General features: G+C 70.5%; 14 protein-coding genes and 1 rRNA gene. 7 read left to right on the forward strand and 8 right to left on the reverse strand.

The features are described 5' to 3' along the window. Window positions 1-112 (forward strand): 5S ribosomal RNA (gene rrf, locus QSK26_RS17290); the annotation flags it as partial. 205 nt (window positions 113-317) lie between these two features. Here rrf and QSK26_RS17295 read toward each other — a convergent pair. Then, entirely contained in the window at window positions 318-1,343 is a 1,026-nt protein-coding gene (locus QSK26_RS17295; protein ID WP_285776182.1) for a helix-turn-helix transcriptional regulator, read from the reverse strand. Between the two features lie 62 nt (window positions 1,344-1,405). On the opposite strand from QSK26_RS17295, the gene QSK26_RS17300 reads away from it, so the two are divergent. Both QSK26_RS17300 and QSK26_RS17305 read left to right on the forward strand, forming a co-directional pair. Further along, window positions 1,406-1,993: a DinB family protein gene (locus QSK26_RS17300; protein WP_285776183.1), complete on the forward strand. Its 588-nt coding sequence runs from the start codon at window positions 1,406-1,408 to the stop codon at window positions 1,991-1,993. Continuing rightward, window positions 1,990-2,451 carry a VOC family protein gene (locus QSK26_RS17305; RefSeq protein ID WP_285776184.1) on the forward strand — a complete coding sequence of 154 codons (462 nt, stop codon included), beginning with the start codon at window positions 1,990-1,992 and terminating at the stop codon, window positions 2,449-2,451. Before QSK26_RS17300 ends, QSK26_RS17305 begins: the two co-directional genes overlap by 4 nt. 211 nt (window positions 2,452-2,662) lie before the next feature. On the opposite strand, the gene QSK26_RS17310 is transcribed toward QSK26_RS17305, so the two are convergent. The 4 genes from QSK26_RS17310 to QSK26_RS17325 all read right to left on the reverse strand — a co-directional run bounded on the left by QSK26_RS17310 (window position 2,663) and on the right by QSK26_RS17325 (window position 8,820). Further along, window positions 2,663-4,045: a phosphodiester glycosidase family protein gene (locus QSK26_RS17310; protein WP_285776185.1), complete on the reverse strand. Its 1,383-nt coding sequence runs from the start codon at window positions 4,043-4,045 to the stop codon at window positions 2,663-2,665. 694 nt (window positions 4,046-4,739) lie between these two features. Then, on the reverse strand, window positions 4,740-6,350 hold the full coding sequence (locus tag QSK26_RS17315) for a PucR family transcriptional regulator (protein WP_285776186.1): 1,611 nt from the start codon (window positions 6,348-6,350) through the stop codon (window positions 4,740-4,742). 47 nt (window positions 6,351-6,397) lie between these two features. Then, entirely contained in the window at window positions 6,398-8,056 is a 1,659-nt protein-coding gene (locus tag QSK26_RS17320; protein WP_285776187.1) for an AMP-binding protein, read from the reverse strand. A 35-nt stretch (window positions 8,057-8,091) separates the two neighbouring features. Next, window positions 8,092-8,820: a TetR/AcrR family transcriptional regulator gene (locus QSK26_RS17325; RefSeq protein WP_285776188.1), complete on the reverse strand. Its 729-nt coding sequence runs from the start codon at window positions 8,818-8,820 to the stop codon at window positions 8,092-8,094. Window positions 8,821-8,890: 70 nt separating this feature from the next. On the opposite strand from QSK26_RS17325, the gene QSK26_RS17330 reads away from it, so the two are divergent. The 4 genes from QSK26_RS17330 (at window position 8,891) to QSK26_RS17345 (ending at window position 14,605) form a co-directional block, all read left to right on the forward strand. Further along, a complete protein-coding gene (locus tag QSK26_RS17330; protein ID WP_285776189.1) occupies window positions 8,891-10,393 on the forward strand; it encodes an MFS transporter in 1,503 nt (500 codons plus the stop codon). 120 nt (window positions 10,394-10,513) lie between these two features. Then, entirely contained in the window at window positions 10,514-11,812 is a 1,299-nt protein-coding gene (locus QSK26_RS17335; protein ID WP_285776190.1) for an aspartate aminotransferase family protein, read from the forward strand. Then, complete coding sequence (locus QSK26_RS17340) at window positions 11,809-13,314, forward strand: CoA-acylating methylmalonate-semialdehyde dehydrogenase (RefSeq protein ID WP_285776191.1); 1,506 nt, start codon at window positions 11,809-11,811, stop codon at window positions 13,312-13,314. The genes QSK26_RS17335 and QSK26_RS17340 overlap by 4 nt, the downstream gene beginning before the upstream one ends. An 88-nt stretch (window positions 13,315-13,402) precedes the next feature. Next, a complete protein-coding gene (locus tag QSK26_RS17345) occupies window positions 13,403-14,605 on the forward strand; it encodes an extracellular solute-binding protein (protein ID WP_285776192.1) in 1,203 nt (400 codons plus the stop codon). Window positions 14,606-15,707: 1,102 nt separating this feature from the next. Here QSK26_RS17345 and QSK26_RS17350 read toward each other — a convergent pair. The 3 genes from QSK26_RS17350 to QSK26_RS17360 are packed head-to-tail and all read right to left on the reverse strand — an operon-like array spanning window position 15,708 to window position 16,877. Further along, window positions 15,708-16,097: a VOC family protein gene (locus QSK26_RS17350; RefSeq protein ID WP_285776193.1), complete on the reverse strand. Its 390-nt coding sequence runs from the start codon at window positions 16,095-16,097 to the stop codon at window positions 15,708-15,710. Further along, on the reverse strand, window positions 16,094-16,456 hold the full coding sequence (locus QSK26_RS17355; RefSeq protein WP_285776194.1) for an ArsR/SmtB family transcription factor: 363 nt from the start codon (window positions 16,454-16,456) through the stop codon (window positions 16,094-16,096). The genes QSK26_RS17350 and QSK26_RS17355 overlap by 4 nt, the downstream gene beginning before the upstream one ends. Beyond that, on the reverse strand, window positions 16,443-16,877 hold the full coding sequence (locus QSK26_RS17360) for an SRPBCC domain-containing protein (protein ID WP_285776195.1): 435 nt from the start codon (window positions 16,875-16,877) through the stop codon (window positions 16,443-16,445). Before QSK26_RS17360 ends, QSK26_RS17355 begins: the two co-directional genes overlap by 14 nt. Window positions 16,878-17,044 lie beyond the last annotated feature (167 nt).

The raw sequence follows: 17,044 nt of genomic DNA on the forward strand, positions 1-17,044 counted from the left end.
CGGTTGTAGCGGTGGGGAAACACCCGGTTACATTCCGAACCCGGAAGTTAAGCCTTCCAGCGCCGATGGTACTGCACTGGGGACGGTGTGGGAGAGTAGGTCACCGCCGGACAATTTTTGTCTGTGGGAAAGGGTCGCCCTTTGGGGCGGCCCTTTTCTGCGTTCTGGGGGGGTGTTTTCCTCCGCGTGTGGGGTTTGTTTCCGCGGGGTGGGTGGTCGCTGGTCGTGGTGGGTTGGTGGTTGGTGTGGGTCATCCGTGGCGGGTGGCCCTTTTTTGCGTTTGGGGGCTGCGTTCGAGGGGGCTTGTGGTGGGGGCTCTATTGGGTTGTGGTTTCTTCGGGGCTGGTGCTGATGGGAGTGGATTCGGGGCGGGGGAGGGATGCGCCGGCTGACAGCAGTCTCTTTGCCAGGGTGTGACAGCGTGGCCCGAGTTCTGGAGGGTCGAGTATCTCGAAGTCGTGTCCCAGGAGGAGCACGTGCATGAGGACGAAGTCGAGGCTGCCGGCGCCACTGAGTACCTCGCAGGAGTCGCTCCCTCGCGGTCGTACGACGGCCGCCGATGCCGGGACCTGGGCGCGCACCGTGGCGGCCGGCGCGTGCACGAGGAAGCGTGCCCGGTGCGGGTAGACCCGGCTCGCCACACCCTCCTGCACGTACGACGCGGCGTCGGGGGCCGCGCGCGGGGTGAAGCGCCAGGTGCGGGTGGACACTGCGGTCATCCGGTCGACGCGGAAGCTGCGCCAGTTGTCGCGTTCGAGGTCGTAGGCGAGGAGGTACCAGCGCCGGTCTGAGGCGACCAGGCGGTAGGGCTCGACCCGTCGCCGTCGCACCTCGTTCCCCGACGGGTAGCCGAAGTCGGCCTCGACCTCGTCGCGGCAGGCTCTGGCCAGCGTCATCAGCACCTCGGGGTCCACCGGCGTACGGCCTCCGCCGAAGGACTCCACCGAGCCCGCCAGCGCGCTCACCTCGTTCCGCAACCGGGTGGGCAGCACCCGGTCGAGCTTGGTCAGCGCCCGCATGGCGGCGTCGCCGGCGCTCGCGACCGCGCCGCCCGCGCCGGCGAGCAGCGAGACCACGGTGGCGATCGCCTCCTCGTCGTCGAGAAGCAGCGGCGGCAGGTCCTGCCCCGGGCCGAGCTGGTAGCCGCCGCCCACACCCCGGTCGGCATGCACCGGATAGCCGAGCGTGCGCAGCCGCTCGACGTCACGCCGCACCGTACGAGGCGTGACCCCGAGCCGGTCGGCGAGCTCTGGGCCGGCCCAGACCCGGCGTTGCTGCAGCAGCCCGAGCAGGCTGAGCACCCGCTCCGTCGTACCCCGTTCGTCACTGTCGGCCACGCCCATGGCGTCCACCCTGCCAGAGATTGCGGACCGATTCTTTCCGCTATGGGTGTCAGAATGCCGCCATGGACACAGGCGGACACGACTGGAACCGGACACTGCGCGAGCAGTGGGAGTACCACTGGAACCATCAGCTCCGGGATCGGCTCGACGGCCTCACCGACGACGAATACTTCTGGTCGCCGGTGCCGGACGCCTGGAGCGTGCGACCGCGCGGCGGTTCGACGGCGCCCGTGCGGTTGGGCGCCGGGGACTTCACGATGGACTACGCCTTCCCCCAGCCGGTCCCCGCGGCCTTCACCACGATCGCCTGGCGACTCGGGCACGTCATCGTCGGCGTGCTCGCCATGCGCAACGCGGCGCACTTCGGCGCTCCCGCGACGTCGTACGAGACCTGGGAATACGCCGGCAGCGCGGCCACGGCGCTCGACCAGCTTGAGGCGGAGCTCGATGTCTGGACGACCGGGGTGCGCGGGCTCGGCGAGGCCGGGCTCCTGATACCGGTCGGCGCGAAGGAGCCCTACCCCGAGGCGCCCATGGCCGATCTGGTCCAGCACATCCACCGCGAGCTGATCCACCACCTGGCCGAGGTCTGCCTGCTGCGCGACCTCTACCTGCACACGAAACCCGCTACGAAGGGGGAAATCCGATGAGTCGCCACATTCAGATCACCTTCGACGCCCACTACCCGCGGGCGCTGTCGTCCTTCTGGCGCGACGCACTCGGTTACGTCCACCCCGGCCCGCCCGGGGTGGACCTGCCCGAGGGCGCAGACCCGCTGGTCGCGTGGGACGACTTCCTCGCGCGGATCGGCGTACCGGAGGAGCAGCGCGACACGTCATCGGCCATCGAGGACCCGGACGGGCACGGCCCCCGGCTGTTCTTCCAGCAGGTGCCGGAGGACAAGGTCGTCAAGAACCGCGTCCACCTCGACGTCCGCGCGGCTCCCGGACTGCGGGGGGAGGAGCGGATGGCGGCGCTGGAGGCCGAGTGCGACCGGCTCGTCGCGCTGGGGGCGACGCGGATGCGCCGCTTCGAGCCCGCTCCTCCGCTGAGCGCCGGTTTCATCGTGATGACCGACCCCGAGGGCAACGAGTTCTGCCTGGACTGACGCGTCTCCGGACGGTTGACGGTCAGGAGGCACCCTCCTGACGGCGGACACTCAGGAGGGCGTCTCGGGGGGAGCGGGCGTTCGGGAGGGCGTCTCGGGGGAGCGGGCGGTCAGGGAGCGGTTGGTCGGGAGGCGTCTCCCGGGGTGCGGGCGGTCGGGGAGCGGGGCTCGGGGAGCGGGGGTCAGGGGGCGGAGGTCAGGGGGGTCGGGGTCAGGGGGTGATGAAGAGGGCGTCGCCGATGGTGCGCTCCGCGCCGTCGGAGGGGGTGTTGACGAGCTTGTGCCGGACGACCATGGCGGTGGAGCCGCCGCCGTCCAGGTTGATGGCCTGGCGGGCGCCGAGCCAGCGCATGAGCTGGGCGGCCTCGACCATGCTGGCGCCCACCGTGGCGCCGGGCCTGCGGCCGTCGACCGTGGCGAGGATCAGGCCGCCGGACTTCGTCACGCCGACCATCGTGCGCGGGTGACGGCGGAGCACCATGTTGACCGAGGCGTGGCCGTTCACCTTCGCGGTGACGTTGATCCGGCCGTTGCGGACCAGGCCGACGCCGCCGCCCACGATGTGCGTCTCGGGGGTGAGCGCGACCGTCTTCTGCGTCCGCAGGTCGGTCACCTTGGTGGACAGCCGCAGCGTGGCCCCCTCGGTGACGTTGGCGAGCACCCAGTCGGCGGCGACGCCCCGGCCGTGCAGGACCCAGGTGCCGCGCGGCACGGCGTACCCGGCCTGCCGGATGGCGATCACCCGGCCGGAGGCGTCGATCACCGCTTCGGTGCCGTCGTCGGCCGGGGTCTTCTGGCCGAACTCCTCGGTGTAGACGACCAGTTCGTCGGTGGCCGCGGCCCGGTTGACGCCCTGCACCGCGGTGGCGGTGCCGGTGCCGGTGTCCACCGTGGTCACCGAGGTCAGCTCGGTGATGGTCGCCTTGCGGCCCTTGAGCACCACGGCGCTGCGGCCCGGCACCGCCTCGCTGAGCAGCCGGCCGCCGACGACGGAGATGCCCACCGGGTCACCCTGGTAGTTCTTGGCCGTGTGGATGTTGAAGAAGCCGCCGTTGACCCCGGCGAGGGCCTTCAGCCTGCGCGACATCGACGACGTGGTCTCCCGCGCGGCGACGCTGGCGCCCACGCTAGCCTGGTAGGAGCCGCGGAACGCGCCCGGATCGACCATGAGCACCCGCATGTCCCACGGCCCGGTGCTCTCGAAGCCGTCGTCGCCGAGGTAGTCGGTGATGGCCCTGATGCCGGCCTTCTTCAGCTCGGCGACGACCTTGTCCGCCTCGGCCTTCTGCTTCAGCGTCCACATCCCGACCCGCACCGCGTAGTACACCCGGGCGGGGTCGTCGGCCACCTCGGGGCGGGTGAACTCCAGCACGGTGGGCGACTGCCCGGCCGTCTGCACCTCGATGGCCTTGGCCTCGGCCTGCAGCTGGGTGCCGTGGTCGCGGCCGTTCGGCATGAGCACGGTGACCGTGTAGCCCTCGGTGGCCTTGCCGTGCCGTACCCGGAAGAGGTCGACGCCCGGAGCGACGGCGGACTGGGTGCGCACCGGCGCGGCCGGCGCCCCGAGCGGGAAACCGCTCGTGGGGAACGTCACGCGAGCCGGTGCCGCGGAGGCCGCCGGCGCGGCCGAGGCCACCAGTGCGGTGGCGACGGAAAGCCCGACAATGCCGGCTGTACGGCGACGTGACATCAATTTTCTCCTGGATCTTCCGGGTGCCGACCCACCATGCTGCCGATCATTGAGGCGCCAGGGGAGCGAAACACGCCAAAAAGACGAAGAAAGACAGGTTGCCTCAGGGGGTTGTGCGGATGACGGTAAAGAAACGGCGCATCGATCCGGACATGAAGCCTGATATCGCTCGATAGGGCTCGATCGACTTTGGTCAATCCGGGCCACTTCCGGTTGGTCATTCCGGGTGGGCTTGCGGGCCATTCCACGGTGATGCGGCTGGTTTCCCTGCGCGGAGCAGGGCGGACACGTTACGGTTCGACAGCCGCATTCCGCGGGAAGAAGCGGCACATCTTTCGAGAGGCAGCCGTCATGGGGCTGAATATTCTCATCGTGATCGTCGCGAGCATGGTTCTGGGGTTGGTCCTCGGAGTGGTCATGGCGCACCCCCGTCGCTGGGATGTCCCGGCAGGCGCCGACGACACCGTGCCCGAGCGACTCCGCTGAGCGGGCGCAAGCCGTACGGCATCTGGGTCCCGTACGGCTTGCGCCGACCCCAACCGGCCTCAGCCGATCCCAGCCAACCTCAACCGGCCTCAGCCGACCACAACAGGTCCGGTCAGCGGGCTTCGCGGCGGAAGGACTCCAGGGCCAGCAGGGCGACGTGCAGGGACAGGCAGGACTCTATGTCGTCCAGATCGGTGTCCAGGATGCGCTCCAGGCGGCGCAGCCGGTCGTAGAAGGCCGGGCGGGACAGGTGGGCCTTCTGCGCGGCGACCGCCTTGTTGCGGCCGGAGTCCAGATAGACGCGCAGGATCTTGGTGAGGTCGCCGCCGCGCTGGGCGTCGTGCGAGAGCAGCGGGGCCAGCTCGCGCTCGGCGAAGGTCTGCAGTCTGGCGTCGTCGCGCAGGAGGTGCAGCAGGCCGCGCAGGCGCAGGTCGGGAAGCCGGTAGAAGGCCCGGCCGTCGGGTTGCCGGACGGCGACGTCGGCGACCTGCTCGGCTTCGAGGAAGCTCCGCCGTACGTCCTTGATGGACTCGACCACGGAGCCCGCGGCGAGGACGAAGGCGCGCGGGTAGGACATCCGCAGCCGGTCGGCCAGCGAGGTGAGCGCGCTCTCCGCGGCGGTGCGCGGAGGGAGCGGCAGCAGCGCGGCCACCCGGTTCTGGTCGAGCGCGCCGACCAGGGCGGGGAGCCGGGTCTCGCGGCAGGCGGCGGCGGTGGACTCGGCCAGCTCGCTGAGCCTGGCCTGGCCGTCCAGCGCGGTCTCCACCGGCTCGGTGAGCCGCAGGATCAGGCTGAGCAGCTTGCGCCCGGCGAGGGGCACGCCCATGGCGCGGGCGCGGGCGGCGGCCTCGTCGGGGTCGGAGTAGGCGTGGCTGAGGATGCCGGTGATGATGGTGCCGTGCGCCTGCCGTTCCAGGCTCTCCTGGTGGCGCTCCAGCAGGCGGCCGAGCGCGAGCGTGGTGGCGGCACGTTCCACGAGCACGATGTCGCGCGGCGTCGGGCGCTGGTCGCAGAAGAGGATCAGCCGTCCCCAGTCCTGGCCGCGGGCGCCGACCGTGGCCACCAGCCATCCGGTGGCGGCGTCGTAGCCGGTGCGCCGGCCCGGGGCGACCGCGCGGGACCTCGTCTCCCAGCTCGCCAGCAGCGAGCCGGTGTCCCGCCCGGCGCTCTCGAAGGCCAGCACCTGGTGCGCGAGGTTCTCCAGCAGCACCGGGCGGCCGGCCAGCCGGGCGACCTGGCTGAGCACGTCGGCCGGGGAGGCGCCTTCCACCGACAGCTCGGTGAACACCTCGTGCAACTGCTCCGAGGCGCGCAGCTCCTCCAACTGGATGTCGATGATCCGCGCGTGCACCGACTCGGTGATCTGCACGAACGGCGTCTCCCTGCTGAGCGCGATCAGCGGCAGCCCGTGCTGCTCGGCGGCCTTGACCACCAGCGGAGGTAACTCCCCGATGAACTTGCGGCCCAGCTCCACGATCAGCCCCGAGGCGCCCACGGCGGCCAGGTCGCCGACGTAGTCGGCCACGCTCTCCGGGGCGTCGGGCAACGCGATGCCGGTGGTCAGCACCAGCTCGCCGCCGCGGAGCAACTGGGCGATGCCCGGAACCTCGGCCACGTGCACCCAGCGCACCCGCGTGTCCAGCCGGTCGGCACCGGCGACCACGTGAGGATCGCCCGCGCGGACGGCGTCAAGAGCGAGAATGTCGGCGACAGTGGGCAGCACGCACCAGAGACTATCTGATCACGATGTTAATTTGTTTGACCGTACTGTTACATGTTGTCATCATCAGGGAGATCCTCTTCGCGGAACTCGCCTGGTCCGGCGGGTCGTTCGCGTAGTTCCACTCTACGGATCTTGCCGGAGATCGTCTTCGGCAGCTCCCCGAACTCCAGCCGCCTGACCCTCTTGTACGGCGCCAGGTGACGGCGGGCGTAGGCCAGGATCGACCGGGCGGTCTTGGCGTCGGGGGCGAAGCCCGGCGCCAGTGTGACGTGCGCCTTGGGCACGGCCAGGCGCAGCGGGTCCGGCGCGGGGACCACGGCCGCCTCGGCCACCGCCTCGTGCTCCAGCAGCACGCTCTCCAGCTCGAACGGCGAGATGCGGTAGTCGCTGGCCTTGAAGACGTCGTCGGTGCGGCCGACATAGGTGATGTAGCCGTCGGCGTCACGCTTCGCCACGTCGCCCGTGTGGTAGAGGCCGTCCCGGGTGACCTCGGCCGTGCGCGCCGGGTCGTCGCGGTAGCCGGTCATCAGGCCGAGCGGCCGGTTGTCCAGCGGGAGGCAGATCTCCCCGTCGTCCCCGCGCTCCCCGGTCACCGGATCGACCAGCACGACCTCGTATCCGGGCAGCGGCCGGCCCATCGATCCTGGTCTGACCGGTTCGCCGGGCGGGTTGCCGATCTGGGCGGTGGTCTCGGTCTGCCCGTAGCCGTCCCTGACCGTGATGCCCCACGCCTCGGCCACCCGGTCGATGATCTCCGGGTTGAGCGGCTCGCCCGCGGCGACGGCGGTGCGCAGCGACAGCGGCCACCGCGTCAGGTCCTCCTGGATCAGCATCCGCCACACCGTGGGCGGCGCGCAGAAGGTCGTCACGCCGTGGTCGCGCATCACGTCGAGCAGCCTGGGGGCGGAGAAGCGGGCGTAGTCGTGGACGAGCACGGTCGCCCCGGCGTTCCACGGCGCGAAGACGCTGCTCCAGGCGTGCTTGGCCCAGCCCGCGGAGGACACGTTCAGGTGCACGTCGCCGGGGCGCAGCCCGATCCAGAACATCGTGGACAGGTGCCCGATCGGGTAGGAGGCGTAGGTGTGCTCCACCAGTTTGGGCTCGGCCGTGGTGCCGGAGGTGAAGTAGAGCAGCAGGGTGTCGTCCGTCCTGGTCACGCCGCCGGGGTGGAAGACGTCGGAGGCGGTCCGCGAGCCCGCGTAGGACAGCCAGCCGTCGGCGTCGCCGCCGACCGCGATCCCGGTGCACGCGCGGGCGGTGAACCTCGCCGCCGCGGAGACCTCGGCGACCACGTGGTTCACCCGGCCGCGCCGCAGGCGGTCCGCGATGTCGGCCTCGGAGAGCAGCGTCGTCGCCGGGATGATCACGGCGCCGAGCTTCATCGCGGCGAGCATGGTCTCCCACAGCTCGACCCGGTTGCCGAGCATCAGCAGGATCCGGTCGCCCCGCCGTACGCCCTGGGCGCGCAGCCAGTTGGCCACCCGGTTGGAGGCGGCGGCCAGGCCGGCGAAGGTGTGGGCGGTCCAGGTGCCGTCGTCATCGACGATCTTCAAGGCGACAGCGTCGGGGGTCTCCCTGGCCGGGCCGTCGTCGAACCAGTCGAGCGCCCAGTTCCAGTCGGCCGGTCCCGGCCAGCGGAAGTCCCTTCGCGCCGTGGTGTGGTCGGCGGCGAGCAGGAGATCCCGGGCGGCACGAAAATCGGTCATCTCCACATGGTCCGTCGGCGGCTCGGCCGCGTCCATCACAGGCGGGCGGCGAGACCGTCCAGCATGCATCCGAGCCCGTAGTCGAAGCGCTCCTCCTGGCCGGTCCGCGGGTCGATCGAGGGGCCTTTGCGGTCGTAGTGGGCGCGCAGCCGGGGCAGGTCGCGCAGCGCGGACCTGATCGCGGGCTCGTGCTGTGCCTGCCACTCCGCCGCGGACAGCTCGCCGGCGGACAGGGTCTCCAGCCAGCCGGCCTCGGCGGAGGCGATGCCGATGACGTAGGCCATCACGGTGGTCACGGCGTCGTCGATCTCGTCGGCGTGGAATCCGGCGTCGTCGAACAGTGTGTAGGTGCGCTCGGTGACCGCCATCGACCTGGGGCCGATGTTGGGGCGCCGGCCGAGGATGTGGAGGCTCCACGGATGGCGCAGCAGCGCCCGCCGCAGGCTGTGCGCGAAGACGCTCACCGCCTCCCGCCAGTCGATGAGGGCGCTCCCGGGCACCGCGATCTCGCCGAACACCTCGTCCAGGGCCAGGTCGAGCAGCTCGTTCTTGTTCGCGACGTACCAGTAGATGGACGTGGCGCCCATGCCGAGCCTGGTGCCCAGGGCGCGCATGCTCAGCGCGTCGAGCCCGCCGGCGTCGAGGATCTCCAGTGCGGCGCGGACGATCTGCTGCCTGCTCGGACCCCCGGCCCTGGCCGGCGGGCGGCTCTCCTCGGCGGCCTGGCGGGCCCACACGGACCCGTACTGCTGCTTCGCGGGCACGACACCTCCCCTGTCCGCTCACAGGATAGGCGGCTCGCACAGTGTTCGAGCTTTGTCGTACACTGTGCGAGTGACCTCGAACAGTGTACGAGAGCCTCATCCGCGACGCTGGTGGATCCTCGGTGTCCTCTGCCTGAGCCTGCTGGTCCTCGTCGTGGACAACACGGTGCTGAACCTCGCGATCCCGTCGCTCATGCGCGATCTCGGCGCGTCCGCGAGCGACGTCCAGTGGATCATCGACTCCTACGTGCTGGTCTTCGCCGGCCTCCTGCTGACCGCCGGCAGCCTGTCCGACCGGTACGGCAGGCGCCGTTTCCTGATCATCGGGCTCGCCTTCTTCGGCGGCGCCTCGCTGGTCGCCGTCGCCGCCACCGAGCCGTGGCAGCTCATCGCGGCCCGCGCGCTGATGGGCGTGGGCGGCTCCATCCTCATGCCGAGCACCCTGTCCATCCTGATCACCACGTTCGACGAGAGCGAGCGCCGCAAGGCCATCGCCGCGTGGAGCGCGGTCTCCCTGACCGGGGTGATCGCCGGTCCCACCGTGGGCGGCTTCCTGCTGGAGCACTTCTGGTGGGGATCGGTCTTTCTGCTCAACGTGCCGGTCGCGGTCGTCGCGATCGCCGCCGCCGTGCTGATCATGCCCGAGTCGCGTGGCCCGGCCAGGAGGATCGACCCGCTCGGCGTGCTGCTGTCCGGCGCCGGGATGACCGCGCTGGTCTACTTCGTGATCTCCGGGCCGCACCAGGGCTGGACCTCGGCCGGGCCGCTGACCGCGCTGGCGCTGGCGGTGCTCGGGCTGGCCGGCTTCGTGCTCTGGGAGCGCAGGGCCGCCGAGCCGATGCTGCCGCTGAACCTCTTCAGGGAGCGCGACTTCAGCGGGGCGTCGTTCTCCATCGTGCTGCTGTCCTTCGGCAGCGGGGCGCTGCTGCTGATGCTGACCCAGTACCTGCAGTTCGTGCTCGGCTACGGCCCCATGCGGGCCGGACTGGCGCTGGTGCCCTACGCGGTGGCGGCGGCGATGTTCAACGCCGTGGGGGCGGGGCTCGGGCAGCGGGTGAGCAACCTCACGCTCATCGTGTCCGGACTGCTGGTGATGGGCGCGGGGTTCACGGTGCTGGCCTTCGTGACGCCGTCCAGCGGCTACGGCCTGCTCATCACCGGCCTGCTCGTCATGGGCGTCGGAGGCGGCCTGGTGGCGCCGTCCGCCTACACGACGCTGATGGGCGCGGTGCCGCCGGAGCACGCCGGGGTGGGCTCGGCGCTGAACGACACCGTGCAGCAGGTCGGCCTGGCGCTCAGCATCGCCGTGCTGGGCAGCGTGCTGGCCGGCGTCTACACGGCGTCGATGCCGGCGGACGCGCCGCAGGCGGCCAGGGAGTCCATCGGGGGCGCGTTCCGGCTCACCGATCCGGCCGTCCGGCAGGCGGCCAGGGAGGCGTTCGCGTCGGCGATGTCGCTCGGCGCCTGGGTGGGCGCCGCCGCCTCGGTCGCCGCCGCCCTGGTGGCGTTCGCCGTCCTGCGCCGTGCCGCGCCCCGGAAGCAGGTCGCGGACCCGGAGAAGGCGGTGGTTTGAGGCCCTATGTCATGACATAAGGTCTTATGTACGGCTTTGAGTCACTATGTAAGCTGTTTCGCCAGTAACCCGACAGATTGGCAGGTGGGAGCGGTGGCCGCTAACCGGGATACTCGGAGCATGTCGGACCTTCTTGCGCGTCATCGCGCGATCATTCCCAACTGGGTGGCACTCAACTACAGCGAGCCCATCGAGATCGTCGGCGGAAAGGGCAGCCGGGTCGTCGACGCCTCGGGGAAGAGCTATCTCGACTTCTTCGTCGGCATCCTCACCAACATGATCGGATACGACGTCCCCGAGGTACGCGAGGCGGTCGAGCGCCAGCTCGCCACCGGAGTCGTGCACACCTCGACGGCCTACCTGCTGCGCGGGCAGGTCGAGCTGGCGGAGAAGATCGCGAAGCTGTCCGGCATCGAGAATCCCAAGGTCTTCTTCGTCAACTCCGGCACCGAGGCCAACGAGACCGCCCTCCTCCTCGCCACCTACGCGCGCCGGACGGACCAGGTGCTGGCCATGCGGCAGAGCTACCACGGCCGGTCCTTCGGCGCGATCTCGGTCACCGGCAACCGGGCGTGGAAGAACAGCTCGCTCTCCCCGCTGAACGTGCACTACCTGCACGGCACCGACCGGCACCTCACGCAGTTCCGCGGCATGGGCGACGCCGACTACATCGCCGCCTGCGTCGACGACCTGCGGCACGTGCTCGCCACCGCGACCGGCGGCGACGTCGCCGCGCTGATCGCCGAGCCGATCCAGGGCGTCGGCGGGTTCACCATGGCGCCCGACGGGCTGTTCGCCGCCTACAAGGAGGTGCTGGACGAGCACGGCATCCTGTTCATCTCCGACGAGGTGCAGACCGGCTGGGGCCGCACCGGCAGCGCCTTCTTCGGCATCGCCAACCACGGCGTCACCCCCGACATGATGACCTTCGCCAAGGGGCTCGGCAACGGCTTCGCCATCGGCGGCGTCGTGGCCCGCGGCGAGCTCATGGACGCCCTGCCCGCGGTCGGCCTGTCCACCTTCGGCGGCAACCCCATCTCCACCGCCGCCGCCAACGCGACCCTCGACTACGTCCTCCAGCACGACCTCCAGGCCAACGCGCGGCGGACCGGCACGATCATCCTCGACGGGCTCAGGGAGGCCGCCGCCCGGCTGCCGATCGTGCGCGAGGTGCGCGGCAAGGGCCTGATGTTCGCCGTCGAGCTAACCGACCCGGCCACCGGCGGCCCCGCGCCGCAGCTCTGCGCGCGGTTCATGGAGGAGTCGAAGAAGGCCGGCCTGCTCGCCGGCAAGGGCGGCCTGTACGGCAGCGCCATCCGGATGGCGCCGCCGCTCACGCTCAGCGAGGACGAGGCCCGTGAGGGGCTCGGCATCATCGTCTCCACCCTGGAGCTGATCGACGCGGAGGTGGCGTCGTGAAACACGTCACGCACTGGATCGGCGGCTCCGCGGTCCCCGGCGGCAGCCGTACGGCCGAGATCTTCAACCCGGCCACCGGTGTGGTGAGCGGCACCGTGGCCATGGGCGGCGCGGCCGACGTGGCCGCGGCCGTCTCCGCCGCGGCGGCGGCCTACCCCGGCTGGCGGGACGCCTCCCTGGTCAGGCGGACGCAGGTGCTCTTCCGCTTCCGCGAGCTGATGGACCGGCACCGCGACGACCTGGCCGCGCTGATCACCGCCGAGCACGGCAAGGTGCACTCCGACGCGCTCGGCGAGGTGGCCCGCGGCCTGGAGGTCGTGGAGTTCGCCTGCGGCATCCCGCACCTGCTCAAGGGCGGCTTCTCGGAGAACGTCTCCACCCGCGTCGACTCCTACTCGCTGCGCCAGCCGCTCGGCGTCGTCGCCGGGATCACGCCGTTCAACTTCCCGGCGATGGTGCCGATGTGGATGTACCCGGTGGCCATCGCCTGCGGGAACGCCTTCGTGCTCAAGCCGTCGGAGAAGGACCCGTCCGCCTCGCTGCTGATGGCCGAGCTGTGGCGGGAGGCCGGGCTGCCCGACGGCGTGTTCAACGTCGTGCAGGGCGGCAAGGAGGCGGTGGACGCGCTGCTCGCGCACCCGGAGGTGAAGGCGGTCAGCTTCGTCGGGTCCACCCCGATCGCCCGCTACGTCTACGAGACCGGCACGGCGCACGGCAAGCGGGTGCAGGCGCTCGGCGGCGCCAAGAACCACATGCTCGTGCTGCCCGACGCCGACCTCGACCTGGTCGCCGACGCGGCGGTCTCGGCCGGGTTCGGCTCGGCGGGGGAGCGGTGCATGGCCATCTCGGCCGTGATCGCCGTGGACCCGGTCGGCGACGCCCTGGTGGACAGGATCGTGTCCAGGATGGCGGCCCTCACCATCGGTCCCGGCGACGACCCCGAGGCCGAGATGGGCCCGCTGGTCACCCGCGAGCACCGCGACAAGGTCGCCTCCTACCTGGACCACGGCGCCGCCGAGGGCGCCAAGGTGGTGGTGGACGGCCGCCGCACCCCGATCCGCGGCGGCGCCGACGCCACCGCGACCCCGGGCTTCTGGCTCGGCCCCACCCTCCTCGACCACGTGCCGGTCGGCTCGCGGGTGCACCGCGAGGAGATCTTCGGCCCGGTGCTCTCCGTGATCCGGGTCTCCTCCTACGAGGAGGGACTCAAGGTCATCAACGACGGCGAGTACGGCAACGGCACCGCGATCTTCACCAACGACGGCGGCGCCGCCCGGCGCTTCCAGAACGAGGTCGAGGTCGGCATGGTCGGCATCAACGTGCCCATCCCGGTGCCGATGGCCTTCTACAGCTTCGGCGGCTGGAAGTCTTCGCTCTTCGGGGACACCCACGTGCACGGCACCGAGGGCGTGCACTTCTACACCCGGGGCAAGGTCGTCACCTCGCGCTGGCTCGACCCCAGTCACGGCGGCGTCAACCTGGGGTTCCCCACCAACGGGTGACGGCCGCTCCCGCGCCGTCCCCGCATTCGCCGGTAGGCTCCCGGAGAGTCCGGGAGCCGGCCGGTTCCCAGTGTGTGAGGGGGCCTTGATGGCACGTGGCAGGCGTCTCGCGGCGCTCGTCGCGGTGGGCGGTCTCGCCCTCGCGGCCTGCGGCGGCACGAACGACGCGCCGGCCGGCCGTACGGTGTCGGTCGCGGTGCAGGGGGGCGCCGCGGCGCCGAGTCCGGCGGCGACGCCGACCGGGTCGCCCGGCCCGACGATCGGCGCGGGCGAGGGCCGGCTGTCGGTGCTCGCCTACCGGGGGTACGCCGAGTACGGCGGCAGCGACCCCAGGCTCAACTGGGTCGGCCCGTTCGAGAAGGAGACCGGCTGCCGGGTCGTCGTGCTCGACCAGGTGCGGACCCCCGGCGAGCTGGCCGAGCTCTGGCCGACGAAGCCCTACGACGTGGTGTCCGCCTCGCCGGAGCTGGCCGGGCAGCTCATCAGCGAGAAGAAGGTCGTGCCGATCGACACCTCGCTGGTGCCCGGCTACGACGAGATCCCCAAGTGGCTGCGCACCCTGCCCGCCTACGACCGCGACGGCAAGGTCTACGGCGTCCCGTTCCTGTGGCGGGTGAACGAGCTGCTCTACGACAGCTCCAAAGCCGGCTCGGCGAGCTGGGCGGACTTCTACCGGAGCGGGCAGGCGGCGATCGAGGACGACCCGCTGAGCATCGCGGACGCGGCGCTGGCGCTGAAGAAGTCCGATCCCGGCCTGGACATCGAGGACCCGTTCCAGCTCACGCACAGGCAGCTCGACGCGGCGGTGGCGCTGATCGCCGGGCAGAAGGGCAACGGGCGGGAGTACTGGAAGGACCCGCTGGACGTGATCGAGGGGTTCGCCGCAGGGGCGCTGCGGATGGCGCTGGCCTCGCCGTACGACCAGGACCTGCTGCGCAGGGCGGGGCGGCCGGTGAAGGCGGTGGAGTCGGACCCGGGGACGGGGCGGGCGGACGCCTGGATGGTGTCCGCCGGCGCGGCGAGCCCCAACTGCGCCCGGCTGTGGCTGCGCTGGATGAGCACCCCGGAGGTGCAGCAGCAGGCGGTCGGCTGGACCGGCATGGCTCCCGCGAACCCCGGCGCGTGCGTCGGGCGGGCCAGGCGGGTGTGCGACACGTACCCGATGACCGACGACGCCTGGCTGGACAAGGTTTCCTTTGCCGAAAGGCCGACGGGGGATTGCGGGGGCGATAATGGGGAATGTACGGAGTACACCGAGTGGGCGGCTCGATGGCAGGAGCTTGTGAAATGAGCGGGGATTCCGTTACCTGCGTCTGAGCCACGCTTGACCTGGACCGCGGGCGTCCCTCCGTCCCCCCGTGGGGTGACGCCTGCTTCGCGGGCGCTCCGGGTGCTCCCCCCGACCCCGGAGCGCCCACTCGGTAGTACTCGGGCGAAATCCGGGCGGACGCGTCCGGGTGACAGCCTGCGGTGGTGGCGGCGTTCCCAAGGGTAGCGTTGATCTTGGGCGAGGCCGCGGGCCAGCAGGAGCTGGGTATAGGCGGCCAGCAGTACCCAGGTCCATCGCATGCCTGTTCCGGGTGGCGGAGGGCGACGTTCGTCCAGCTCAGCACGCTTTTCAAGGACTTCAGGTAGTGCTCGATGTCAAACCGGCGAAGATATGATCTCCAGCATCGGTCCAGGTCCGGGGCTCCATGACCGGACCAAAACAGCCACATCGGCTTCGGGGTGGGACGGCGTCCGCCGGGTAGCCGTTCAACCTGGACACAGATGACGGTCCCGGGCAGGATCGGCGCTTCGGCCCGGTGCGCAAAGTGATCCTTCTTCTCCAGCTTGGGGTGCAGACCGTCCCAGGCGGTCACGGTGACCCGGCCGTGGTGCTCGTCGGTGAGGATGAGCTGCTGGCCGGGCTCGCCCCAGGTAGCGGGCCGGGCGCAGGAAAACTGCTCGCCGTGACGGCAGGGCCGTCCCCCACGGCCTCAGATACGGCAACGAGGTGATCGTCGGCGCCGACAACACCGCGTCAGTGAGCTCGAATAACGCATCCGCACGCGCGGTCAGGCAGGCATACCAGCCCGCACGGAACTCTGCTATCCGCGCCATCGCCGACGAACTCGTCGATGCCACTCCCGCTCGTAGTGGCGCACCCGTCATACCGGACCCCGCGGCCATTGTTGTGATCGTCGTTCCTTTGCAGAACAGAAGATCGGCGATGGCCGTACTCATGTCACCACGACGTGCCGCTGCGCCACCCAATCATGATCATCCAGGACGAGCGACTGTCCTGCGACAGCAAACCTTGGGCTGGTGTCATCGAAGCGTGAGCGACTCGGGGAAGCCGGGCGGTTGGCTTCGCGCTACCGCCGAGGGCGGCTGCTCATCTCATCGAGACATCAGGATCTGCCGGCCTCCGCGAGCAGATGGACGACACCGGCCGGGTTCTTGATCCAGTGGGTTCTGGAATCGAGGTTCTCCAGGGGCTCGACCTCGTCACACGGGTGGACACCGATGTCGGCCAGTTTGCTCGCTGCCGCGTCCAGGTCATCGGTGTACAGCTGCAGCCACAGGTCGGGCTGGCTGTAGTTGTCGACACAGTCCAGCCACAGCGTATTGGGACCGAACCGCACCGAATGGGTTCTCGAGACGGTCGGAGCGTAGGAGACGTCGTCCTCTTTGACGTCGAAGCCCAGAGTATCGCGGTAGAAGGCCACGGTGGCCTCGTACTGCGCCTTGGGGATCTTCATGGCGATGTTCAGGCCGGCCGTGAATTCAGGCTTGCTCATTGTTGCGTGACTCCTTGGTTCGTGTCAGTGGCGTCCAGTGCGCCTTCCAGCGCGGCCAGCCGGTCATCCCACCTGTTGGCGAGCCTGGCCAGCCACGCCTGGGCTGGGCGAATGGCGGCTGGTTCCAACCGGTAGGGATGGCGGCGGCCGGCCGGTTCGCCGGAGCTGATCAGGCCCGCTTCGGCGAGCTGGCCCAGGTGCTTGGCGATCGCCTGGCGGCTGATCGGCAACCGTTGCGCGAGATCAGTGACGGTTGCGGGCCCGGCGCGGGCGAGCTCCTCCAGTAGCGCCCGCCGCGTGGGATCGGTGAGCGCCGCGAACACCGCAACGGCCTGGCCCTCCACATCAGGCGGTCGCATCGAGGTAGGTCTCCAGGTCGACGAGCTCTGCGTCCCATCCCTGACTGTTGGCCTTGCGGGCAGACTGGGCCACGTCGTCGGCGGCCTGGGCGAACCCGCTCTCCACCAGGCGCAGCCGGGTGCCGTCAGGTACGGGCTCCAGGGTGAATTCCACAAGCGTCTGGGGTGCGTCATCCTCCGGCAGGCCCTCGATTGCCCACCTGAACGCGAAACGGTGTGGTGGGTCGACCACCGCGATGGTGGCGACGGATTCCTCGTCGAGGTCGTCCCAACGGAAGAACGCTCGCCCGCCAGGCCGCAGATCTATCTCCGCCACCGAGCCGAACCACCGCGAGAGCCCTTCCGCGGTGGTCAGCGCTGCCCACACCCGCTCGATGGGGTGCCGCAGCACCGCCACACGTTCGATCGTGTCCGAAACCATGCCCGCCCTCCTTCGCAACCTGTAGGTTGCCAATCAATGGCAACCTACAGGTTGCGATCGTCGCCTCGCAAGCCCTGGCACGGGGGGCGACTTACTACCCACCCGCACATGTGGCACCCCTCACCGGCTTGGACCGCCACCCGCACAACCGGACCGGCGACATGATT

The organism is Microtetraspora sp. NBRC 13810, assembly GCF_030268685.1.
Lineage (GTDB): Bacteria > Actinomycetota > Actinomycetes > Streptosporangiales > Streptosporangiaceae > BSRQ01.

What these genes read in the sequence shown, in the direction of transcription:
- QSK26_RS17295 (WP_285776182.1), bottom strand. Translation starts at nt 1,343, where the DNA reads ATGGGCGTGGCCGACAGTGACGAACGGGGTACGACGGAGCGGGTGCTC.
- QSK26_RS17300 (WP_285776183.1), top strand. Translation starts at nt 1,406, where the DNA reads ATGGACACAGGCGGACACGACTGGAACCGGACACTGCGCGAGCAGTGG.
- QSK26_RS17360 (WP_285776195.1), bottom strand. Translation starts at nt 16,877, where the DNA reads ATGGTTTCGGACACGATCGAACGTGTGGCGGTGCTGCGGCACCCCATC.
- QSK26_RS17345 (WP_285776192.1), top strand. Translation starts at nt 13,403, where the DNA reads ATGGCACGTGGCAGGCGTCTCGCGGCGCTCGTCGCGGTGGGCGGTCTC.
- QSK26_RS17350 (WP_285776193.1), bottom strand. Translation starts at nt 16,097, where the DNA reads ATGAGCAAGCCTGAATTCACGGCCGGCCTGAACATCGCCATGAAGATC.
- QSK26_RS17355 (WP_285776194.1), bottom strand. Translation starts at nt 16,456, where the DNA reads ATGCGACCGCCTGATGTGGAGGGCCAGGCCGTTGCGGTGTTCGCGGCG.
- QSK26_RS17335 (WP_285776190.1), top strand. Translation starts at nt 10,514, where the DNA reads ATGTCGGACCTTCTTGCGCGTCATCGCGCGATCATTCCCAACTGGGTG.
- QSK26_RS17305 (WP_285776184.1), top strand. Translation starts at nt 1,990, where the DNA reads ATGAGTCGCCACATTCAGATCACCTTCGACGCCCACTACCCGCGGGCG.
- QSK26_RS17320 (WP_285776187.1), bottom strand. Translation starts at nt 8,056, where the DNA reads ATGACCGATTTTCGTGCCGCCCGGGATCTCCTGCTCGCCGCCGACCAC.